The following is a 21,532-nucleotide window of genomic DNA, read 5'->3' as shown; positions in this document are numbered from 1 at the left end:
CCCGGCTTGCGACGATCAGGCCAGCTTGAGTTCGTCGGCCGACTGCTTGCCGGTACGACGGTCGGTCGCCAGTTCGTACGACACCTGCTCACCCTCGCGCAGGTCGTTCAGGCCGGCGCGCTGCACGGCCGAGATGTGCACGAACACATCCTTGCCGCCGTCGGACGGCTGGATGAAGCCGTAGCCCTTCTGGGGGTTAAACCACTTAACGGTCCCGGTCGCCATAGAATGCTCCTCGATGCTTGGCGGTGGAGGGAGTCTGTCAGGCAGCCCGTCGCCGGGGCTGATGACGCTTGGGCGGCACCGGCGCGCGGGTGTCGCCGCGCGTCTGGGCCAGAATGGGAGAACCGGCGACGGCGAGCCGCACGCGGGTCAGCTTCTCGATCGCGGCGAGATGGCCGCGCTCACTCGGATCGCAGAACGCAAGGGCGATGCCCGTCCGTCCGGCGCGGCCGGTGCGGCCGATGCGGTGGACATAGCTCTCCGGCTCGTTCGGCAGGTCGAAGTTGATGACGTGGGTCACCTCCGCGACATCGATGCCGCGGGCGAACAGATCGGTCGCCACCAGGATGCGGCACTCGCCGGTCTTGAACGCGGCGAGCGCACGCTGGCGGGCGTTCTGGCTCTTGTTGCCGTGGATCGCATCCGCCGAGAAGCCGGATTTCACGAGCTGGCCGGCGAGCCTGTTGGCGCCGTGCTTGGTGCGGGTGAAGACGACCACGCGGGCGAGGGCGGGATCGCCCAGGAGCTTCTCGAGAAGCCCCCGCTTGTCCGAGGTGCCGACGTGATAGACGTGCTGTTCGATGGCTTCGACCGTGACCGTCTCGGGGGTCACCTCGACGCGCAGGGGCTCCCACAGCATGTCGCGGGCGAGCTTGGCGACCTCCGTCGGCATGGTGGCCGAGAAGAGCATCGACTGGCGCTGCTGCGGCAGCTTGGCGAGAATCTTCTTCACGTCGCGGATGAAGCCCATGTCGAGCATGCGGTCAGCCTCGTCGAGGACGAGGTGGGTGACCGTGTCGAGCCGTACCAGGCCGCCCTGGTTGATCAGGTCGAGAAGACGGCCGGGCGTTGCGACGAGAACGTCGATGCCACGCGACAGGGCGTCGACCTGCGGGTTCTGTCCGACCCCGCCGAAGATCACGGCATGGCGCAGCTGGAGATGCCGCGAGAGGAGCTTGACGTTGTCGAAGATCTGCAGCGCGAGCTCCCGCGTCGGCGCCAGGATGAGGGCGCGGACGCCCTTCGCCGGAGGCCGGACCTTGTCCTCCGAGAGGTGCTGCAGGATGGGAAGCGCGAAGGCCGCGGTCTTGCCCGTGCCTGTCTGCGCAATGCCGATCAGATCGTGGTCATCGAGGAGATGGGGGATCGTCTTCGCCTGGATCGGCGTCGGCGTGGTGTAACCTGCGTCGTGGAGGGAACGCAGAAGCGGCTCGGCCAAGCCGAGTTCCACAAAAGTCATATTGTTCAAGAAGAGCAGTCTTTCAAACCGACCGGAAACGCGCGTTCGCGTCCTCCAGTTTCAAAGTCACGAACCGCGCGCCGGGCGGCCCAGACGGAGTTGTCGCACCGGACACCCGGTTGTCGACGCCTGGTTACGAACATAGGCGGCGCAGCGCATTCACGACGATGGTGACGACAAAGATGGGCGAGAGCAGGCGCGCCGTCAAGCCCGGTTGTCAAAAATAGGTCTATCGCAATGCTTAATAGTTCGAAGACTTGCTGAAAACATCCAGCAAAGTCTTTGAATCAAGATAAAATTACCCAAGAAGACCCGCGAACCTTCGTCTGCTGCGACGGCCTGACACCGGTGCGGCCACCCGCCGCATCCAGGCGTCCCTGGAGACTTGCGTGCAGCGGTAGGCCTTCCGCCCCGGTTCACCGCTCGCTCGGCCGGCGATCCGCGCGGGCGCCGCCGCCCGGTCTCGGCCGTTCATCATGACCGCATTGAGGGCGCTTCCCCGGTGCCCTCGATCGGCTCCACGCCCGGACGGTCACTATCCGCGAAGGCCAGCCTCAGGCCGACGACGCGGCGGGCCGAGGCTTCCCAGTCGGCGATGCGGATGAAGTTGTCGAAGAACCAGTTGAAGGCGAACTGGGTCTGCACGAAGGCGGCCGCGATCTGCATCATCGAGCCGAGCGGCATGGAACTGTTCAGATAGAGCGGCGCACAGGCGAGCAGGGGCACCACAGGCATCAACGTGACGTTGGCGTTGATGAGGATCGTCAGCTTGGCCAGCAGGGCGGCGATCGCGTACCATGCCGAGACGACGCCGCGCATGAGCCCGACGAGGAGCTTCTGCTTGGTCTTTTCGTCGCCGGCCCGGGCGATGGCGGTTGCTTCTTCACGAACCTTGACCATGTTGCCGCGCAAGGCGGCTTCGGCGGCATTCTTGCGCTCGATGGCATGGATCAGAGGCCGGCCCAGCACGGCGATCATGCCCGATGACAGGATAGCGTAGGCAACCGCCACCCAGACCATGAAGCCGGGAATGGCGATGCCGCCTGCGATGGGCAGGGTAATGGCGCCTCCGACGGTCCAGAGGATGGTGATGAAGGCCGTGGCCGACAGCAGGGCATTGGCGAGCCCCACGGCAAACTCGACCAGGGGCTCGATGGCGACCTGGACGTCCTGGGCGATGCGGAACTCGGGCGCATCGACCTGCGGGGCAACCCTCGGCAGGCGGGCGAAGCGCTGCCGGCGCAGCCACATGGCGATCAGCTTTTCCGACAGCCAGCCGCGCCAGGCGATCTGCAGACGCATGCGCAGCCAGATGGTGAGGGCGGCGATCAGGGCGGCCGACAGCGCCAGGATCGCCAACTGGCTGATGCCCGCGATCAGCCGGTCGGCATGACGCTGCTCGAGAGCGTTGAAGAAGCTCGCGTGCCAGCGGGTGATCAGCACCTGGATGGTGACATTGACCACCACCAGCGCGAGCAGGCTGGCGGACAACGTCCATGCCATGGCGGCGGTCCGGCCGCGCCAGAAACCGCGGGCCAGCGGGAAAAAGGGCAGGGGGCTGATCGTTTCGGGAGACGGGGTCGGGTCCGGCGGCATTGTTCTGGCGTCTTCGCTCATGGAACCAGTCTAGGCGAGCGCGATGCACGCGCCATGAGGCCATCTCCGGATGGCTGCGCTGCCCCGCCGGACCGGCGATTGCCGCTCGGGGCCGGGGCCACTACTGATACGGGCCTCGCGCGCGCCAACCCGCACGTCCATCAGGAGGCCCCCATGCCGACCACCAGCCGCCAGGTTCTTCTCGCCAGCCGTCCTCACGGCGAACCGACCGCCGCGAATTTCTCGATTGTCGATACGTCGCTGGCCGATCCAGGGCCGGATCAGGTGTTGCTCAGGATCCGCTATCTCTCGCTCGACCCCTACATGCGCGGGCGGATGAACGACGCGAAGTCCTATGCCGCCCCGGTGCCAGTCGGCGGGTTGATGGAGGGCGGCACGGTCGGCGAGGTCGTCGCCTCCAACAGTGATCGGTTCCGCCCCGGTGACATCGTGCTGTCGCATTCCGGCTGGCAGAGCCACGCCATTGCCGATGCGAAGGACCTGCGCAAGGTCGATCCGACCGCAGGCCCGATTTCCACCGCCGTGGGCGTGCTCGGCATGCCCGGCATGACCGCCTATACGGGCCTCCTCACCATCGGCCAGCCGAAGCCCGGCGAGACCGTGGTTGTCGCCGCGGCGACGGGGCCGGTGGGCTCGGCGGTCGGCCAGATTGCGAAGATCAAGGGGGCGCGGGCCGTGGGTATTGCGGGCGGCGCCGACAAGGTGCGGGCGCTGACCGAGGAGTTCGGCTTCGACGTCGGTCTCGACCACCGTTCGCCGACCTTCGCCGCCGATTTGAAGGCCGCCTGCCCGGACGGTATCGACGTCTATTTCGAGAACGTCGGCGGCCACGTCTTCGACGCCGTCTTCCCGCTGCTGAACTTCTTCGCCCGCATCCCGGTCTGCGGCCTGATCGCCCAGTACAACGCGACGTCGCTCCCCGATGGCCCGGACCGGCTGCCGCTCCTCATGCGCGACGTGCTGACCAAGCGCCTGAACTTCCGCGGTTTCATCGTCCGTGACTTCGCCGACCAGTCGAAGGCCTTCTTCACCGACATGAGCCAGTGGATCGCGGAGGGCAAGGTGAAGTACCGCGAGGACATCGTCGACGGGCTGGACAAGGCCCCCGAGGCCTTCATCGGCCTTCTGAAGGGTCGGAACTTCGGCAAGCTCGTCGTCAAGGTGAGCTGAGTGCCCGTCGGCGGACCAAGGCGCCCGGCGCCCCTGCGCCGCTCCTGGCTGTTCCTGCCGGGCGCGGCGCGCCAGCGTTTGCTGGCAGCCGGGAGCCTGGGAGCCGACGTTCTGATCCAGGAACTCGAGGACTTCACGCCGCCGGACATGAGGCCCGAGGCCCGTCGTCTCTCGCCTGAGGTCTTCGCCGCATGGCGGCAGGCGGGATGGCTCGCCGCCGCCCGCATCAATCCCCTCGAGACCTGCGGCCGCGACGATCTCGCAGGCGCCATGCAGGGCGCGCCTGACATCGTCATGATGTCCAAGGTGGCGAGCCCGGACCAGGTGGCGGCGCTCGACGAAAGCCATCACCGCACAGGAGAGCGCGCTCGGCCTGCCCGCCGGGTCCACGGAGATTGTACCGAACATCGAGACGGCGGCAGGCCTCGTGCGCACCGCGGCCATCGTCGCTGCCAGCCCGCGCGTGACGGCGGCGCTTGTCGCGTCGGAAGACATGGTGGCCGATCTCGGCGCTGAGCGCAGTCTCGATGGCGCGGAGATCGCGGCGGTTCGCGAACGCTTCCTCATCGAATGTGTCGCGGCAGGCGTGGTCGCGATCGACTGTCCCTTCACCTTCTCAAGCCTCGCCCATGCGGAGGCCGACCTGCTGTGGGCGCGGCGGCGCGGCTTCAAGGCCAAGTCGATCGTCTCGGCGGATCAGGTTGCCCTGGTCAACCGGCTTCTGACGCCGTCAGAGGCCGATGTTGCCGCCGCGCGCCGGCTCGTTGCCGCCTTCAATGAGGCGCGCTCCCGTGGTGCCGAGCGCTGCGAGATCGACGGTCACCTCGTCGAGGTGCCGACGGTCAACGCCGCCCGCCGGCTCATCGCTCGGGCCGAGGCCTTCGCGGCGCTCGACCGGTAGAACGCGGCGTCAGACCGGCGCGGTCGGTGCGGTAAGATCGTTCTCGGGGATTTCGTGGGTGGCCGGTCCGAAGGGCAGGCCGGCACCGGCGGCAAGGCTCGCCACCGCAGCACTGACGCCGCCCTCGCCATGGGGGACGCCCAGCGCCTTCATCGCCATCTCGATGGCCGAGAGCGAGCCGATGACCATCGGCGCGTTGACGTGACCCATATGGGCGATGCGGAAGGCGCGGCCCGACAGTTCGCCGATCGCCGAGCCGAGGGCCACGCCGCAGATCTTCTGCGCATAGGCCGAGATGGCCTCGGCATCTGCGCCCTGGACGATGACCGGGGTCACGGAGCAGGCGCGCTGCGCCGGGTCGATGACATTGCAGGAGAGAACCTGCCCCTCCGACCAGCGGCCGATGGCGGCGTGTGTCGCTTCCGCCAGCAGGCGATGGCGCTTGAAGACGGCATCGAGGCCCTCTTCCTTGATCATGTCGAGGGCAGCGCGCAGCGCGAAGAGCAGATGCTCCGGCGGTGTGCCGCAATATTTCATGTAGTGCTCCTTGCCCTGGCGCGCGGTCCAGTCCCAGTAGAGCGTCTTCATGTCGGCGGTCTCGTGGGCCTTGTGCGCCTTGTCGTTGGCGGCGACGAAGGCCAGGCCCGGCGGTGTCATCAGGCCCTTCTGCGACGCCGACATGGCAACGTCGACGCCCCACTCGTCCATCTCGAAGGGCATGCAGCCGAGGGATGCGACGCCATCGACCATGAACAGCGCCGGATGGCCGGCGGCGTCGATCGCCTTGCGCACGGCCTTCACGTCGTTGGCGACGCCGGATGCCGTGTCGATCTGCACCATCAGGATCGCCTTGATGGCATGACCGGTGTCGCGGCGCAGGCGCTCCTCGACGGCAGCGGGATCGATCGAGGCCCGCCAGGAGCCCTCCATCACCTCGACGTCGGCGCCCATGAAACCGGCCATCTGGCCCCAGCCGATGGCGAAGCGGCCGCTGGCCAGCACCAGCACCTTGTCGCCGCGCGAGAGCACGTTGGAGATCGCCGCCTCCCAGCCGCCGTGGCCGTTTGCCGCGTAGATGTAGGTGCGCCCGCGGGTGCGGAAGATGGTCTGGAGGTCAGCCAGAAGGCTGTCGGTCAGCGCCACCATTGGCCCCGAATAGATCTCCTCGGCCGGGCGGATCATCGCCTGCAGCACGCGGTCGGGAATGTTGGTCGGGCCGGGGATGGCGAGAAGGCTGCGGCCGTTGGCGACGCTCATGGGTGGTCCTCTCCCGGAATGTCCGGATCGTGTTGCACAATCGGGTAAACGCCGCCTTCGAGCCTCGCAAGGGGCTGTCCGGCGTGGCTGATGCGCTTTTCCCGGCGGCTCTCGGGGATTGTCAGGCGGGCCCGAACCTGGCGACGAGATCGGCAGGCAGGGCAATGCCCTCGGCCAACGCCTTCTGGCGCAGCTTCAGCCGCCGCTGGCCGGGCAGGCGGACGCCGGCCTGGGCCTCGATCGCCCCCGCGAGGGCGGTGATCCGCTCGCCGAAGCCCGAATGGCCGAAGCCCGAGGGATCGATGGCGAGGATGGTCTGTCCCGTGCCGGGGGGCGGGCCCTTGTCGTCGAGGAAGGAGGAGGCCTCGAAGGCGAGGTGCGCGCCGGTGAGGGCCGCCGCGAGTACCTCGACCATGAGGGCGAGGGCGGTGCCCTTCGCGCCACCAAGGGCCACCATCGTGCCCTTGAGGGCCTTGGCGGCATCGGTGGTCGGGTTGCCGTCCGGGTCAAGCGCCCAGCCCTCCGGGATCGCCTCGCCCTTCTGGTTGGCCGCGACGATGTTGCCGCGCGCCACGGTGGAAAGCGCCAGGTCCACGACGATGGCCGGCCGGCCGGGCAGGGGACAGGCGAACGCGATGGGATTGGTGCCATAGACAGCCTTCGTGCCGCCGGCAGGGGCAATGGCCTCCGGCGTATTGGCGAAGAACAGGGCGATCAGGCCCGCATCCGCCAGCTTCTCGACATGGGCGCCGAGGGCGCCGGCATGATTGGAGCGCGCGATGGTCGCCGCGGCGATCCCGGTCTCGCGGACGATGGCCGGGAGTTCCTTCAGCGCGAGATCGACGGCCGGATAGGCGAAGCCGTTGGCGGCATCGACGGCGAGTGTCGCAGCCCGCACGCGCGTCGCGGTCGGTACGGCCCGGCCGTCGATCTTGCCGCTCGTCAGCATCACCAGATAGGTCGGGATGCGCGAGAGCCCATGACCTTTCAGGCCTTCTGCCTCGGCGCCGACGAGGGCCGCCGCAACGGAACGCGCCGCCTCGGGGCTCGCGCCATGATCGGTGAAGATGCGGACGACCCAGGCGCGGGCCGCGTTCAACGAGACGGTGGTCATGTGCGCTTCCCCATCAGCACGCGGCGGACATTGGCGGCGGTCACCGACGAGACCCGCACATTGCTCTCGACCGTCACGCCGGCGATATGCGGCGTGAGGATCAGGTTCGGGCAGCCGGCGAGCGGCGATCCGGCCTTCAAGGGCTCCACGTCGAAGACGTCGAGCGCCGCGCCGGCGATCGTGCCGGCCTTGAGTGCCGCGGCCAGTGCGGTCTCGTCGACTACGCCGCCGCGGGCCGCATTGACGATGACGGCGTCGGGTTTCATCGCGCGAAGTCTCTCCGCATCGATGAGGTTCCGTGTTTCGGCGGTCAGCGGCACGTGCAGGCTTACCGCGTCGGCTTCCGCCAGCAGGGCATCGAGCGATACGGAACGGGCGCCGATGCGCCCCCAGGCCGGGTCGTCCGACGTCACGAAGGGGTCGGCGGCGATGATCGTCATGCCCAGCGCCCTGGCGCGTACCGCCGTCTCGCGGGCGATGGCGCCGAAGCCGACCAGGCCCAGGACCTTGCCATGGATTTCGCGGCCCATCAGGCGCTCGCGCGGCCATGTGCCCGCCGCCACCGCATCGGTCGCGAAATAGGCGCCGCGCAGCAGCACCAGAATGGTCGCGATGGCCCATTCGGCGACCGCGACGTCGTTGGCGCCCGTCGCCGGAAGAACGGCGATGCCGCGCGCCTTGCAGGCCTCGACATCGATGTTGTCCAGTCCGACGCCGAGTCGGCCGATGGCTTCCAGCTTCGCGCCCGCGCTCAGCAGGTCGCCGCTCACCTGCGTCCGGTTGCGCACGATCAGGGCGCGGGCGCCCGCCGCAAGCGCCTTGAGGTCCTCGGGGCGATCGACCAGCGCCTTGTCGTAGGTGACGCTGAAGTCTCGCCTGAGATCGTCGACCGCCGCCGCGTCCATGAACTCGGAAATGACGATCTCAGTCATGAGCTATCCCTGGATGATGAAGAGCCCGGCGGTGACGATGGCGAGGATCACCACCGTGGTGCCGAAGAAGACGGCCACGTGCCGCCAGCCGATGGAGAGGATGGCGGTGATCGAGGTGCCGAGGCCAAGCGCCGCGATGGCGATCAGCAGCCCGGCATTGGAGAGGTGGACCAGCCAGGTCTTGGCGACGGCATAGGGGGCGGCGAGCGCGGGTATCGCGGGCAGGACCGAGTTCACCACCACCAGCGCGAGGAAGACGATGGCGAAGACGGGGACGGGGACCTTGGCCTCGTTGGTATGGGCGCCCTGCCGCACGAACCACCAGCCGATGGCGAGCACAACGGGCAGCAGCAGGAAGACGCGGAAGAGCTTGACCACGACGGCCGTGTTGCCCACCGGCTCGGACACCGCATAGCCGGCGCCGACCACCTGTGCCATGTCGTGGATCGTGGCGCCGAGGAGGATGCCAGTCTTCGTCGCATCGAAGCCGAGCAGGATGGCGAGCGGCGGATAGGCCAGCATGACGATGGTCGAAACCGCATTGGCGGCGACAACCGTGAAAGCGGTGTCCGCGGCCTTGGCGGGATAGTTCGGCAGGACCGTCGTCGTCGCCAGTGTCGCCGAGGCGCCGCAGACGGCGGTGGCGGCTCCCGCAAGGGCGCCGTAGCCGTCATGAACCGCCAGGCGGCGCGCGAGCCAGATGCCGCTGGCGATCGTCGCGGCCATCGACACGACCACCAGGACAAGGGTGCCGAGACCGAGGCCGAGAATGTCGCCGAAGGCGATCCTGAGGCCAAGCAGGCCGATGGCCCAGCGCAGCAGCTTCTTCACCGCGAAGCCGAGGCCGGGTTCGAAGACGGGTCGCGCGGCGAAGGAATGCAGGGTGATGCCGACAATGAGCGCGATGACCATGACCGGCAGGGCGAGGCGGCCGGCGCTGACCTGCCGGACCAGCGGCTCGGCATAGATGGCCGCCACGGCCACCACCGTGGCCAGCGCGATGCCGGGAAGCAGCGGTCGCGTCGTTGCCGACAGGGTCATCAGGGGCTCCAGGACGTCATCTGGTAGATCGCGATGCTCCGGTCCCCGATGTCGCGGACCTCGTGAAGCGCAAAGCCGAGATCGACGAGAATGTGTCGGGACGCAAGATTGCTTTCGCGCGTGACCGCCATGACAGGATGAATATTCTTCTCTGCGGCGAAATCGAGAACGGACTTTGCCGCCTCCTTCGTGAAGCCCTCTCCCCGATGCTCCGGCATCACGGCGTAGCGCATGGCGACGCCGATCCCGGCATCGTGGTCCCACAGGCCGACGATCCCGACGAAGGCCCCCGTGTCGCGCCGCCGCATCACGAAAACCCCATAACCGCGCTCGCTCCAGGTGGCCCTGTAGCTGTCGAGCAGCGGCCGGGTCTCGTCCGCCGACAAAACGCCGTGCTTCAGCTTGCCGCCGACCTCCGGATGTCCCGTGAGCGCGCACAGATCGGCGAAATCGTCTTCGTCGATCTGTGTCAGGTCGAGCCGGGCTGTGACGCGTGCCGTCACGCCGAACGGTAGAGCTTGGTCAGCGAGAACTCGCGATGGCCGAGCGCCTCCGACGCGGTCAGGCGGCCGTTGGCGGTGCGCACGATGCTCTCGATGAGGGCATCGCCCGCCTGCGGGATGGTGAGTGTGCGCTTGAGGATGCCGGAGACGTCGAGGTCGATGTGCTCGGGCATGGTGCGGATGGTCTTCGGATTGCCCGAGATCTTGATGACCGGGACGATCGGGTTGCCGATGACGTTGCCCTGGCCGGTCGGGAAGGTGTGGACCACATAGCCGCCGGCCGCCATCAGCGTCACGCATTCTGCCGCCGCGGAGGACGTGTCCATGTAGTAGAGGCCGGGCCCCCGGGCCGGTGCCTCGGCCGGCTCGAGGATGTCGATGTACCTGCACTCGCGGCCGATTTTCTCGAGATTGCCCAGCGCCTTTTCCTCGATGGTGGTCAGGCCGCCGACGATGTTGCCCTTTGTCGGCTGCGAGTCCGAGAGGTCATTGGTCTTGTGGGCCTCGATGACGTCGTCCTGATAGGCCTTCCACATCTTGTACCAGCGTTCGCCCACCTCCTTGGTGGCCGCACGCGCCTTGCACAGGTGCTCGGCGCCGGTGATCTCCGAAGTCTCGCCGAAGACGCCGTAGACGCCGCGCGGGATGAGCTTGTCGTACATGTTGCCGACGGTGGGGCAGGAGGAGAGGCCCGTCGTCGTGTCGCTCTCGCCGCACTTGGTGGAGACCCACAGGTCGGTGATCGGGCACTTCTCGCGCTGCAGTTCGCCCGCCCACTGCACGAACTCCTTGGCGACGTAGCTCGCCTTGGCGATGGTGGCGATGTCGCCGTGGCCCTCGATACCGAATCCGACCACCGGCTTGCCGGTCTTGGCGATGCCGTCGACGATGACCTTGGTCCACTGGTCCTCGATGCCGATCACCACCACGGCGGCGACGTTCGGGTTCGAACCGGTGCCGATCAGGGTGCGGAAATAGAGATCGAGATCCGCGCCGAACTGCAGGCGGCCATAGGCATGCGGAATGGCCAGTGTGCCCTTGATGTTGTTGGCCACCGCTTCGCAGGCGGCGTTCGACAGGTCATCGAGAGGCAGCAGGAGCACGTGGTTGCGCACGCCGACGCGGCCGTTCTCGCGGCGCCAGCCCATGATGCTGTCGAGCGCGCGGCCAGTCGGGCGCTTCACGACGGGCGCCTTGAAGGCTTCCGCCTCGATCTTGCGGCCCTTGACGTTCTTCAGCTTGCGCTGGACGAGATCGAAATTGGCGACCATCAGCGACATGGCGTTTCCTTTGTCGGTTCGGCTTTCGCCGTTTGAATTCGGCCGTTGAGGCCATTGCCTGCATCGAGGAAGTGCATCCTCGAAGGACGCAATTGCGATGGGCCATGTGTCCCTGATCGCATCACCAACGCTTGGTCTTGATGTTGTGGACGTGGGCGTGCTCGCCCGTCTTGATGTCGGCCTTGGCGATGCCGATGTCCTGGCCGTACTTCCAGATGGTCTCGCCCTTCTTGATATCCTTCAGCGCCACCTTGTGGCCGATCGGGATGTCCTGCTTCGCGGCGATGCGGAAATCCGAATTGTCGTGGGTGACGACGGCCAGCATGTCGGTGCCGGCCTTCAGGCCTTCCACAACCACGACACCGACCGTGTCCTTTTTCTCATGGACGAGCAGATGGGGGCTTCCCATGGGCGTTTCCTCCGTAGGCTTCTAGGTCTTGTATAAGACATAAGACGTGCTAGGCTGTCAACGTGGGGTCGCGCAGGGAGTTGTCGTTGTCGGCAGGTCGAAAACCGGACCCGGAACGCGTCGTCGGTTTCCTGCCGCTCTATCGGCAGGTGAAGGAGCGGCTCGTCCGACGCATCGCCGAAGGCGCCTGGCAGACGGGGCAGATGATCCCGTCGGAGTTCCAGATCGCTGGTGATCTCGGCGTCAGTCAGGGCACCGTCCGCAAGGCCCTCGACGAGATGACGGCCGAGCGGTTGCTGGTCCGCCGCCAGGGTGTCGGCACCTTCGTCGCCAGCCACGACGAGGACCGTATTCTCTTCCAGTTCTTCAAGCTGACCCGCGATGACGGGCGCCGCGAGTTTCCTGACAGCCTCGTCCTTTCCGTGCTGGAGGTGCCGGCGCCGCCCGATGTCGCGGACCGGCTCGGCCTGGCCGCGGGCGAACCCGCCGTCATCATCCACCGCATCCGGTCGCTCGGCGGCGAGGCTGCCGTCAGCGAGCGCATCGCCGTTCCTGCCGGGCGATTCCCGGGGCTTTCCCGCTTCGATCCTGTCCCGAACAATCTCTACGGCCTCTATGTCGAGCGCTACGGGGTCACCGTGGCTCGCGCGTCGGAAAGCCTGAAGGCCATCGCCTGCCCGGACGCCGACGCCTCTCACCTGGGCATCGCGGGCGGGTCACCCGTTCTCGCCATCGACCGTCTCGCCATCGATCTTGACGGCATGAAGGTGGAATGGCGTGTTTCTCTCTGCAGGACAGATCATTTCCACTACATCTCGGACTTGAAATGAAATGACGCCGGCTCGACGGACCGGACGTTCAGCAACGACAATACCGTCATCCACAAGGAGGAAATCGAATGCTTGGACGACTTTTGACAGCCGCCGCATTGACGGTGGGCTTTGCCCTATCGCCGGCCTCTGCACAGACCTACCCCGACCGCCCGATCACGCTGATCGTGCCCTATGCGGCCGGCGGCCCCTCTGACGTTCTCGGGCGTCTGGTCGGCCAGTCGCTGTCGCAATCCCTCGGGCAGGCGGTGCTCATCGAGAATGTCGGCGGCGCCGGCGGGACGACCGGGGCTGCCCGTACGGCGCGCGCCACCCCGGACGGCTATACGCTACTGATCCACCATCTGGCGCTCGCGGCCGGCGCGACGCTCTACCGCAACCTCAGCTACGATACGGTGAAGGATTTCGAGCCCATCGGCCTGATCAACCAGGGTCCCTTCGTCATCGTGTCGAAGAACGGGCTCGAGACGAAGACCATCGCCGAGTTTATCGAGCACGTGAAGAAGACGGGCCGCGGCGTGAGCTTCGGTACCGCCGGCGTCGGCTCCGGCTCGCATCTCTGCAACATGATGCTGCAGTCGCAACTCGGGGTGAAGGTCAACGAGATTCCCTACCGCGGCACCGGCCCCGCCATGAACGACCTCGTCGCCGGCCAGCTCGATGCTCTCTGCGACCAGACGACGAACTCCATTCCGCAGATCCAGGGCAACCGCATCCGCGCCTATGCGGTGACGGCGCTGCAGCGCGTCGAGCAGCTTCCCAGCCTTCCCACGCTGCATGAATCCGGGCTGGCGAACTTCGAGGTGACGGTCTGGCACGCTCTCTATGCGCCGCGCGGCACGCCGGCCCCGATCATCCAGAGGCTCAATGCCGCACTCGAGGTGGCGCTCAAGGACCCGACCATCCTCAAGCGCTTGGCCGACCTCGGCACGACACCGTTCCCGGCGGGCCAGCGCGGTCCGGCGGAAGCACGGGCCCGTCTCGAGAGCGAGGTCGCCAAATGGCGGCGGGTCATCTCGGAATCGGGGTTCGTCCCATCGAACTGAGCAGGCCGGGGTCATCCGCCTCCGCCACGGCGGACCTTGGTCCTTCAACTGGCCGCCTGGTCCGACCCGGCAGGGCGGCCATCTGATTCCCCGCCTTGACCCATTGAGGGCAACCGGGCGACATCACGGGCCACGGTCGAGAGCCCTTCATGCAAGATCCTCGTCTCGCGCCGCGCGCCCTCGTGCCGCTGCTCGTCATCTTCGCCGCGATCGGCCCCATGGCGCTCAATCTGCCGCTGCCGGCGGTGCCGGGGCTGGCGCGCTATTTCGACACCGACCCCGGCACGATCCAGCTCACCATCACGCTCTATCTCGCCGGCATGGCGGTGGCGCAGCTCTTCCTCGGGCCGCTCTCCGACCGCTACGGCCGCCGGCCGGTCATCATCGCGGCCCTGGCGATCACCGCCGCGATGAGCGTCTTCGCCGCGCTCGCTGCCAGCGCCGCCATGCTCATCGTCGCCCGCGTGCTGCAGAGCTTCGGCGCGTCCGCCGGCCAGGTCATCGGCCGCGCCATCATCCGCGACGTCTTCGACAAGGACCGCGCGGCCTCGATGATCGGCTGGGTGACCATGGCCATGGTGGTCGCCCCGATGGTCTCTCCGTCCATCGGCGGTCTCATGACCGAGACGATCGGCTGGCGCTGGGTCTTCGCGGCCACCGCCGCCATCGCCCTCGTCACCCTGGCGCTCGCCGTGTTTCGGCTCCCCGAGACCCGGGCGGTCGTCTCGTCGCCGAGCTTCGGCCAACTGCTGCGCGATGCCGGGGATCTCCTCCGCGACCGTGTCTTCGTCGGCTACCTGCTCATCGGCGCGCTCTCCTCCATCACCTTCTTCTCTTTCGTCGGCGGCGCGCCGCACATCACGGTCACGCTGATGGGGCAGAGTTCGACGGTCTATGGCCTCTGGTTCATGGTCAATGCCTGCGGCTACATGCTGGGCAATGCCGTCTGCGGCCGCTATGCCGCACGCCTTGGCTCGGACCGGCTGATCCGCTGGGGCAGCCTGATGATGGTGCTGATGGCGCTCTTGCAGTTCGCCATCGCCATCTCCGGCCTGATGGTCCATCCGGCCTGGCTGTTCCTGCCGCAGGCCGCCATCGCCTTCTCCAACGGCCTGCAGCTGCCAGGCTCCATCGCCGGCGCGGTGAGCGTCAGGCCGGAGGTGGCGGGTTCAGCCTCCGGCATCGTCGGTTTCGCCCAAATGGGGCTCGGCGCCATCGCAGCGCAGATCGCCGGAACGCTGGTCGGTACGACGATGAGCCCAGTGCCGATGGTGGCTCTTTCCGTCTTCGGCGCCTTCGGCGCCTTCGCCGCGGTGGCGCTGATCCGCCGCCGGGACACCTACTGATCGGTCTTCAGCTCAGTCCGGCGTAGCGGCCGGGGCGATGGTTCATGCCGACAACGGTGCAGAGCACCGTGACGCCGGCGATCGACAGGGCGATCAGATCCAGGCTCAGCACGGAAGTGGCCGCCAGCATGACGAGGAGATCGACGCCGTACTGGAAATAGCCGGCCCGGATCCCGCGCTTCTCCTGCAGGTAATAGGCGAGGATGCTGACCCCGCCGAGGCTCATTCCGTGCCGGAACAGGATCAGCAGCCCGATGCCGAACAGGCCGCCGCCGACGATGGCGGCATAGACCGGGTTGAGATGGCCGATCTCGAGCCAGAGCGGCATCAACCTCGAGAAGACCGACACCAGCACCACCGCCGCAAGGGTCTTGGCGGTGAAGGCCCAGCCGAGCCGGAACAGGGACAGGGCGAAGAACGGCAGGTTGACCAGCAGGAACAGGGCGGAAAAGTTCAGCGGCGTCGCGTAGCTGAGCAGCAGCGCGATGCCAACGGTGCTGCCGGTCAATAGCGAGGCCTTGGCGTAGAAGGCGATGCCGAGGGCCACGAACAGCGTCCCCAGCACCAGCGCGATGGCGTCTTCATGCAGCCGGTGGCGCAACACGTTCTCGGACATGGGGCTGCTCCTCTGTTGCGGCGCACAATAGCAGACGACCTCGGCGTTGGTCGCGCCCAACGTGTGGGCAGGTCTGCCCCCAATGCAGGCGGCTGCTCAAGGCTCGGAAGGGTCGGCCGCCTGCAGCACCACGAACCACGGGGCTGACTCCGGCTGGCACAGCGGGCCGATCCGTGCGCCCTCGGGGCAGGGGCGCTGGCGGCGCGGGATGGCGAGGACGCCGCGTCGGTTGATGGCAAGATCACGACGCGCCACCGACTGGAGCACATTGCCGCCAACTACTGTGGCGGTGCGTCGCTGCTCGTCGCGCGCGACCACGACGTCGCAGTGGAGGTTCCACACGGGCCGCTCGCCGCGGGCCAGCGCCGGAACCAATGCATCAAATCCTGAACCGCCCTCCAGGCCAGTCGGGTCGTGGCGGTGCAGGCAGAGGAGATCGCCCGGCCGCAGCGGCGTGGTCCGTGGATCGCAGGCCCGGTAGAAGGCGCCGGCCGCCAGTCCCTGCGCCTCGTCGCGGCTGCGCCGGGCCGCCTCGGTCACGTAGTCGAGATGGGCCATGGCGGCGGCAAACCGCGTGCGGGAGACCCCTGACGTGACGACCACGTGCGACACGAAGGCCGCCGACCACGGGATGTCCACCGCCGCGCCGCGCATCGCGGCCTGCACGAGCGCCTCGCGCTCCGTCTCCGAGAGGCTGCCGCCCCCGAGCCGCGCCAGGAGCTCTCCGAGCGGCACGAGCTCGCCGGCCCCGGCCGCATGGGCGTCGTCCTGAAGGCGCGGGATCCGGCGGACCTGCAGCGGCCCCTCTGCCAGCGCGCCGAGGCTCTCCCAGTAGCGCATCACCTCGCGCCAGGGCACTCCGCGCCCCGCCGCCTCGTCGCGGATCACATCCGCCTCGACGGCTCCGAAACGGATGAGCGTGCCGCCCCGGCCGATGACATGCCCGCCGAAGGTCTCGTGCTCGCGCACCGCCGTTGCCGCGATCGTCAGGGCGGCTGGCGAGGATGAACTCCCGCCGGTCGTGCGGCACAGCCTGTCGAGCGCCGTGCGTTCAGCCGGCGGCATCGCCTCCGCCGATGTAATGGCGGGCGCCAGCAGCGCGGCGAGCGCCACAAGCGAGACACCCCATCCCCCCCTGCGTCCCGCAATCCATGTCATGCCAGCCCGCCGTCCCGTTCCAGACCGCACCCCGGTCCGGCGGGAACATCAGCAGGATTCCCGCAGCATGGCGAGCCCGGTCGGACGCGGGTAGTCTTCGCCGATGAACCCTTCCCGCCCGCACCGATGGCGCAAGCTGGCCGGCCTGGTCCTGTTGGTTCTCACGCTTTATGGTGTCGGCGCCTATCTCGTCGCCCCCGACCTGTGGTGGCGCCACGAGCACCATCCGGGTCTCGTCGGGCGTCCGATGCTGACGCGGACGACAGCCGGCATCCCCGGCGACCCGATCAATGTCGGTCTCGTCGGCGGTGCCGCCGAGATTGCCGCGGCCATGCAAGCAGCCGGCTGGCGTCCCGCCGACCCCGTCACGCTGCGCTCGAGCCTCGCCATCGGCCTATCCGTCGTTCTCGACCGACCATATCCGGACGCTCCCGTCTCGCCACTTCTCTTCGAAGGCCGGCCACAGGACCTCGCTTTCGAGAAGCCCGTGGGCGGCTCCGCCGACCGGCGTCACCATGTCCGGTTCTGGAAGGTGCTCGACATGGACGAGGGTCCGCTCTTCCTCGGCGCGGCGAGTTTCGACCGCAGCGTCGGATTCAGCCATCTCACCGGGCAGATCACGCACCATATCGCTCCCGACGTGGACACCGAGCGCGCCTTCGTCATCGAGAGCCTCGAGGCGGCCGGCCGGCTCGTGCGGCGCTACTTCATCGCGGGCTCAGGTCCCACCCTGAATGGTCGGAACGGTGGCGGCGACCGCTATGTCACCGACGGCGAGATTCTCGTCGGCGTTCTGGGACCCGGCCGCCGCCCTGAGATCCTCCGCGGCCCCGCCGAGGTCGGCCGAGACCCTGGTGGATCGCAATGCGCCGACGGATATGGGCGCTCGCGACGTCGGTCGCGCGCTGCGGCCCCTGAGGGGATCCCGCCTGCCGGAACAATCGGTCGCCCCGGACATTACATCCGCTCGCTTCCTTCTGTGTCCGATCGGGAACGACCATGTCCGCAACGCATGCCCGCGATCTGAGAACAGGGCGATCGCCGTGGATGTCGCGTCCACTCGCCGCGATCCCCTCCAGGAAGCTGATGCGCGACATCACCGCCGATGTCATCGTTGTGGGGGCCGGCATCTCCGGGGCGATGGTCGCGGATGCGCTGACGGATGCGGGCCTGAAGGTGGTCATCCTCGACCGCCGCGGGCCGCTGATGGGATCGACGCCGGCCTCGACCGCCCTCCTGCAGTACGAGATCGACACGCCCCTGACCGAGCTTTCGGCCCGTATCGGGCTGGATCGTGCCGAGCGCATCTGGCGGCGCTCCAAGCTGGCGCTCGACGCCCTTCGCGAGCGCGCCGCCTATCTCGGCATCAATGCTGATCTCGCCGTGCGCGACACCCTCTACCTTCAGGGCGACGTGCTGGATCGGAACGGCCTGGAACTCGAGGCCGCCGCCCGCCGCCGGGCCGGCTTCGAGGTCTCCGTTCTTGCGGCCGGCGAGGTGGAGACGCGCTACGGGCTGGCGCGGCGCGCCGCGATCCTCGGCCATGGCAACCTCGCGGCTGATCCGCGGCGCCTCGCTGCCGGGTTCCTGCGCGCGGCTCTGGAGCGCGGTGCCGGTCTCTATGCGCCGGTCGAGGTCGCCTCCCTCGAAACCGGGCGGGACAGCGTGACCGCGATGACGGAGGGTGGCGCGTCCGTGACCGGCCGGCACCTGGTCTTCGCCACCGGCTACGAACTTCCGAAATACGTGCCGCGCAAGAACCACCGCATCGTGTCGACCTATTGCATCGCCACAACGCCGCAGCCGAAAGCCATCCCGGTGGATATGCCCTTCGTCTGGGAAGCCTCCGATCCCTATCTCTACCTGCGGTCGGATCAGGACGGCCGTATCATCTGCGGGGGGGAGGACGAGGACTTCGTCGACGAGGACCGGCGGGACGCCCTGCTGGAGGAGAAGACCCGCACGATCCGGCGGAAGCTCGGCAAGCTCATGCCCGGCATAGACACCGAGGCCGCGTATGCCTGGTGCGGCAGCTTCGGCGCCTCGACGACCGGCACGCCCTCCATCGGATCGGTCCCCAAGCTGCCCGGTTGCTATGCCGTGCTCGGCTATGGCGGAAACGGCATCACCTTCTCGATGATGGCCGCTCAGATTCTGCGAGGGCTCATCGCCGGGAACGGCGATACAGACAGCGACCTGTTCTCGTTCCGGCGAAAGTTCTGAAGCGAGGCGACGGTCGCGTTGAGGCCGGCTCTACTTGTCGTTCGACGCGTCCAGATCCTCGGCGGCAATGGCCTTGTCGTCCCGCGCGGCCTTTGGCACCGCCGCGCGCTGGTTGCCGGTCGCCATCTCGTGGCGTTCGCGCCGGGAGGGCGGCTTCGGCGGTGTGCCGCCATCGTCGCGGGGCACGGGTGCAGTCTGGTCGGGATCGTCCATCACCATGGCTCCTCGTTGCCTCTGTCGAGGTCAACGAGCGTCGGGGGCCCCGGTTCCGTCGCCTCTCAGGACGGCTCCCAGCCGTCCTTCGCCAGCACGTCGCCCGCCAGATAGAGGCTGCCCGTGATCAGCACCCGCGGCGGCACCGCATCGGCACGGTCGCGCACCGCGGCGAGGGCTTCGTCGAAGCTGCCGCAGGCCCGTGCATCGAGCCCTGCGGCGCGGGCAGCTTCCGCCAGAGCCGGCGCCGGCAGGGCCGCCGGATAGCTGAATGGCACCGACAGCAGCGTCGGGGCGAGGGCGCGGAAGTGATCGAGGAAGCCGCGCGGGTCCTTGGTGGAGATCATGCCGGCGATCATCACCAGCGGCCGCGGCTGGCGCGCGTTGAGGGATCGGATGGCCTCGGCCAGCACCTCGCCGCCACCGGGATTGTGCCCGCCGTCGAGCCAGACCTCCGCGCCGACGGGCAGGGCCTCTGCCACCCGTCCCGTCAACCGCTGCAGGCGCGCCGGCCAGGACACTGTCTGCAGGCCTGTCTCGATGGCGTTTGCGTCCAGCGCAAATCCCGCCGTCTTGACCGCTGCGATGGCGGCGCCGGCGTTCTCGAACTGGTGCACGCCTGCGAGCCGGGGCGGCGGGGCGTCGATCAGTCCGTCCTCGTCCTGATAGACGAAGCGGCCATGCTCGCTGCGGGCGAACCAGTCGAGGCCAGAGACAAGCAGACGTGAACGGGTCGCGGCGGCGGCCTGCTCGATCTCCGCCATGGCCTCGGGGGTCTGCCGTGCGATGACGGCCGGGCGGCCGCGCTTGAGGATGCCGGCCTTTTCCGCCGCGATCTTCGGGATGGTGTCGCCGAGATAGTCCGCATGATCCATCGAGACCGGCGTGATGACCGAGACGGCCGGGCGCGGCACGACATTGGTGGCGTCGAAGCGTCCGCCCATGCCGACCTCGAGAATGACTGCATCGGCCGGGTGGCGGGCGAACATGACCAGCCCGGCGATCGTCGTGATCTCGAACTGGGTGATGGCCTCGCCTTCGTTGACCCGCTCGACCTCCAGAAGCACCTCGGCGAGCGTCGCGTCATCGACCAGTCGGCCGCCGCCGGGCGCCGCCAGCCTGTAGCGCTCGTTGAAGCGGACGAGATGGGGCGAGGTATAGACGTGGACCGAGCGCCCCGAAGCCTCGAGGAAGGCGCGGGCGAAGGCGGACGTCGAGCCCTTGCCGTTGGTGCCGGCGACGTGGATCACCGGCGGCAGCGCGAGGTGCGGGTCCCCGAGCCGCGACAGCGCGCGGAGAATGCGGTCGAGCGACAGGTCGATCAGCTTCGGATGGAGCTTCGCCAGCCGGTCGACAATGGCGGTGATGGAGGATTCGGCAACCGTCATGGCGGGGGACTTAACTGCGCCGCGCGCAGCCGGTGCAAGAGGAAATCATCGGCCTTTGGCGCCCGGGTGGCGGGCATGCGGCGCATAGCCGGGAAAGGCCCGCGCGAGTGGCGTCCGACCCGTCGCCTCGGTCAGCCGGCGACGGTGACGGCGGTGACGGCGAGATCCTCCGTCCTGGCCGGCGCCTTGGTCAGAACCCGGCAAAGCCGGGCGAGCGTCGCGCGCATGTCGTGACGGTGGACGACGAGATCTACCATGCCGTGGTCCTTCAGGTATTCCGCCCGCTGGAAGCCTTCGGGCAGCTTCTCGCGGATCGTCTGCTCGATGACCCTCGGGCCGGCGAAGCCGATCAGCGCACCGGGCTCGGCGATGTGGACGTCGCCGAGCATGGCATAACTCGCGGTGACGCCGCCTGTCGTCGGGTTGGTGAGAACGACGAGATAGGGCAGCCTGTTGTCCCGAAGGGCCTGCACGGCGACGGTCGTGCGCGGCATCTGCATCAGCGACAGGATGCCCTCCTGCATGCGTGCGCCGCCCGAGGCGGTGAAGATGATGAAGGGCGTCTTCTTCTCGACCGCCGTCATCATGCCCTTGACGATGGCTTCGCCCGCCGCCGTGCCGAGCGATCCCGCCATGAAATCCATGTCCTGCACCGCGACCGTCACGGCGAGGCCTTCCAGCTTGCCGAAGCCGACCTTGATGGCGTCGTTCATGCCGGTCTTGGTCCGGGCATCCCTGAGCCGGTCCACGTAGCGCTTCTCGTCGCGGAACTTCAGCGGATCGATCGGCGCATCGGGCAGTTGCACGTCGAACCAGGTGCCGTTGTCGAAGATCGACTTCAGCCGCGCCGTCGATCCCATGCGCATGTGCGCGCCGGAACCAGGAATGACGAAGAGATTGCTCTCGAGATCCTTGTGGAAGACCATCTGCCCGGTCTCCGGACACTTGATCCACAGGTTCTCGGGCGTGTCCCGCTTCAGGAACGATCGGATCTTCGGGGGAAGAACGTCGGTGATCCAGTTCATG

The 21,532-nt window shown here is 67.9% G+C and carries 23 protein-coding genes; 8 read left to right on the top strand and 15 right to left on the bottom strand.

Features of this window, described 5'->3' with window-relative positions; genetic code table 11:
- Positions 1-15: 15 nt before the first annotated feature.
- The 3 genes from ACJ4V0_RS03540 to ACJ4V0_RS03530 all read right to left on the bottom strand — a co-directional run bounded on the left by ACJ4V0_RS03540 (position 16) and on the right by ACJ4V0_RS03530 (position 2,965).
- Complete coding sequence (locus ACJ4V0_RS03540) at positions 16-225, bottom strand: cold-shock protein (protein ID WP_293421579.1); 210 nt, start codon at positions 223-225, stop codon at positions 16-18.
- A gap of 37 nt (positions 226-262) precedes the next feature.
- Positions 263-1,441: a DEAD/DEAH box helicase gene (locus tag ACJ4V0_RS03535; RefSeq protein WP_448298173.1), complete on the bottom strand. Its 1,179-nt coding sequence runs from the start codon at positions 1,439-1,441 to the stop codon at positions 263-265.
- Positions 1,442-1,936: 495 nt separating this feature from the next.
- Complete coding sequence (locus ACJ4V0_RS03530) at positions 1,937-2,965, bottom strand: SbmA/BacA-like family transporter (RefSeq protein WP_448298172.1); 1,029 nt, start codon at positions 2,963-2,965, stop codon at positions 1,937-1,939.
- A 267-nt stretch (positions 2,966-3,232) separates the two neighbouring features.
- On the opposite strand from ACJ4V0_RS03530, the gene curA reads away from it, so the two are divergent.
- Genes curA through ACJ4V0_RS03515 form a run of 3 tightly spaced genes read left to right on the top strand, consistent with a single transcriptional unit; the run spans position 3,233 to position 5,150 of the window.
- Positions 3,233-4,249: an NADPH-dependent curcumin/dihydrocurcumin reductase gene (curA, locus tag ACJ4V0_RS03525; protein ID WP_448298171.1), complete on the top strand. Its 1,017-nt coding sequence runs from the start codon at positions 3,233-3,235 to the stop codon at positions 4,247-4,249.
- Positions 4,250-4,765 (top strand): aldolase/citrate lyase family protein, encoded by a 516-nt coding sequence (locus tag ACJ4V0_RS03520; RefSeq protein WP_448298170.1) that lies wholly within the window; start codon positions 4,250-4,252, stop codon positions 4,763-4,765.
- Complete coding sequence (locus ACJ4V0_RS03515; protein ID WP_448298465.1) at positions 4,656-5,150, top strand: aldolase/citrate lyase family protein; 495 nt, start codon at positions 4,656-4,658, stop codon at positions 5,148-5,150. The genes ACJ4V0_RS03520 and ACJ4V0_RS03515 overlap by 110 nt, the downstream gene beginning before the upstream one ends.
- Before the next feature lie 9 nt (positions 5,151-5,159).
- Here the strand turns inward: ACJ4V0_RS03515 and ACJ4V0_RS03510 are convergent, their stop codons facing one another.
- From ACJ4V0_RS03510 to ACJ4V0_RS03480, 7 genes are all read right to left on the bottom strand, one after another.
- Entirely contained in the window at positions 5,160-6,407 is a 1,248-nt protein-coding gene (locus tag ACJ4V0_RS03510; RefSeq protein WP_448298169.1) for a pyridoxal-phosphate-dependent aminotransferase family protein, read from the bottom strand.
- 121 nt (positions 6,408-6,528) lie between these two features.
- Positions 6,529-7,521 (bottom strand): Ldh family oxidoreductase, encoded by a 993-nt coding sequence (locus tag ACJ4V0_RS03505; protein WP_448298168.1) that lies wholly within the window; start codon positions 7,519-7,521, stop codon positions 6,529-6,531.
- A complete protein-coding gene (locus tag ACJ4V0_RS03500) occupies positions 7,518-8,453 on the bottom strand; it encodes a hydroxyacid dehydrogenase (RefSeq protein ID WP_448298167.1) in 936 nt (311 codons plus the stop codon). The genes ACJ4V0_RS03505 and ACJ4V0_RS03500 overlap by 4 nt, the downstream gene beginning before the upstream one ends.
- A 3-nt stretch (positions 8,454-8,456) precedes the next feature.
- Positions 8,457-9,494 carry a YeiH family protein gene (locus ACJ4V0_RS03495; protein ID WP_448298166.1) on the bottom strand — a complete coding sequence of 346 codons (1,038 nt, stop codon included), beginning with the start codon at positions 9,492-9,494 and terminating at the stop codon, positions 8,457-8,459.
- The gene (locus ACJ4V0_RS03490; protein ID WP_448298165.1) at positions 9,494-9,997 is read right to left on the bottom strand and encodes a GNAT family N-acetyltransferase; all 504 of its coding nucleotides are present in this window, start codon (positions 9,995-9,997) and stop codon (positions 9,494-9,496) included. The genes ACJ4V0_RS03495 and ACJ4V0_RS03490 overlap by 1 nt, the downstream gene beginning before the upstream one ends.
- The gene (locus tag ACJ4V0_RS03485) at positions 9,994-11,145 is read right to left on the bottom strand and encodes a UxaA family hydrolase (RefSeq protein ID WP_448298464.1); all 1,152 of its coding nucleotides are present in this window, start codon (positions 11,143-11,145) and stop codon (positions 9,994-9,996) included. The genes ACJ4V0_RS03490 and ACJ4V0_RS03485 overlap by 4 nt, the downstream gene beginning before the upstream one ends.
- Before the next feature lie 253 nt (positions 11,146-11,398).
- Complete coding sequence (locus ACJ4V0_RS03480; RefSeq protein WP_448298164.1) at positions 11,399-11,686, bottom strand: UxaA family hydrolase; 288 nt, start codon at positions 11,684-11,686, stop codon at positions 11,399-11,401.
- Positions 11,687-11,772: 86 nt separating this feature from the next.
- On the opposite strand from ACJ4V0_RS03480, the gene ACJ4V0_RS03475 reads away from it, so the two are divergent.
- From ACJ4V0_RS03475 to ACJ4V0_RS03465, 3 genes are all read left to right on the top strand, one after another.
- Complete coding sequence (locus ACJ4V0_RS03475) at positions 11,773-12,516, top strand: GntR family transcriptional regulator (protein WP_448298163.1); 744 nt, start codon at positions 11,773-11,775, stop codon at positions 12,514-12,516.
- Positions 12,517-12,584: 68 nt separating this feature from the next.
- A complete protein-coding gene (locus ACJ4V0_RS03470; protein ID WP_448298162.1) occupies positions 12,585-13,562 on the top strand; it encodes a tripartite tricarboxylate transporter substrate-binding protein in 978 nt (325 codons plus the stop codon).
- Positions 13,563-13,711: 149 nt separating this feature from the next.
- Positions 13,712-14,908 carry a multidrug effflux MFS transporter gene (locus ACJ4V0_RS03465; protein WP_448298161.1) on the top strand — a complete coding sequence of 399 codons (1,197 nt, stop codon included), beginning with the start codon at positions 13,712-13,714 and terminating at the stop codon, positions 14,906-14,908.
- 7 nt (positions 14,909-14,915) lie between these two features.
- Here ACJ4V0_RS03465 and ACJ4V0_RS03460 read toward each other — a convergent pair whose 3' ends face one another.
- Together ACJ4V0_RS03460 and ACJ4V0_RS03455 are read right to left on the bottom strand one after the other, a co-directional pair.
- Complete coding sequence (locus ACJ4V0_RS03460) at positions 14,916-15,524, bottom strand: YitT family protein (protein WP_448298160.1); 609 nt, start codon at positions 15,522-15,524, stop codon at positions 14,916-14,918.
- A 96-nt stretch (positions 15,525-15,620) separates the two neighbouring features.
- A complete protein-coding gene (locus ACJ4V0_RS03455) occupies positions 15,621-16,682 on the bottom strand; it encodes a DUF2272 domain-containing protein (RefSeq protein ID WP_448298159.1) in 1,062 nt (353 codons plus the stop codon).
- A gap of 103 nt (positions 16,683-16,785) precedes the next feature.
- Here ACJ4V0_RS03455 and ACJ4V0_RS03450 point away from each other — a divergent pair, with 103 nt between their 5' ends.
- Both ACJ4V0_RS03450 and ACJ4V0_RS03445 read left to right on the top strand, forming a co-directional pair.
- Positions 16,786-17,709, top strand: a complete 924-nt coding sequence (locus ACJ4V0_RS03450) for an LssY C-terminal domain-containing protein (protein ID WP_448298158.1) — start codon at positions 16,786-16,788, stop codon at positions 17,707-17,709.
- 20 nt (positions 17,710-17,729) lie between these two features.
- The gene (locus tag ACJ4V0_RS03445) at positions 17,730-18,905 is read left to right on the top strand and encodes an NAD(P)/FAD-dependent oxidoreductase (protein ID WP_448298157.1); all 1,176 of its coding nucleotides are present in this window, start codon (positions 17,730-17,732) and stop codon (positions 18,903-18,905) included.
- 30 nt (positions 18,906-18,935) lie between these two features.
- Here ACJ4V0_RS03445 and ACJ4V0_RS03440 read toward each other — a convergent pair whose 3' ends face one another.
- The 3 genes from ACJ4V0_RS03440 to accD form a co-directional block, all read right to left on the bottom strand.
- Positions 18,936-19,118, bottom strand: coding sequence for a hypothetical protein (locus tag ACJ4V0_RS03440; protein WP_448298156.1), 183 nt, complete (start codon positions 19,116-19,118; stop codon positions 18,936-18,938).
- Between the two features lie 65 nt (positions 19,119-19,183).
- A complete protein-coding gene (locus tag ACJ4V0_RS03435) occupies positions 19,184-20,506 on the bottom strand; it encodes a bifunctional folylpolyglutamate synthase/dihydrofolate synthase (protein ID WP_448298155.1) in 1,323 nt (440 codons plus the stop codon).
- 131 nt (positions 20,507-20,637) lie between these two features.
- Entirely contained in the window at positions 20,638-21,531 is an 894-nt protein-coding gene (gene accD / locus ACJ4V0_RS03430; protein ID WP_448298154.1) for an acetyl-CoA carboxylase, carboxyltransferase subunit beta, read from the bottom strand.
- Between the last annotated feature and the right edge of the window lies 1 nt (position 21,532).

The sequence above is a fragment of the Phreatobacter aquiterrae genome (genome assembly GCF_053471285.1).
This window is presented reverse-complemented; position numbering and strand designations above follow the sequence as displayed.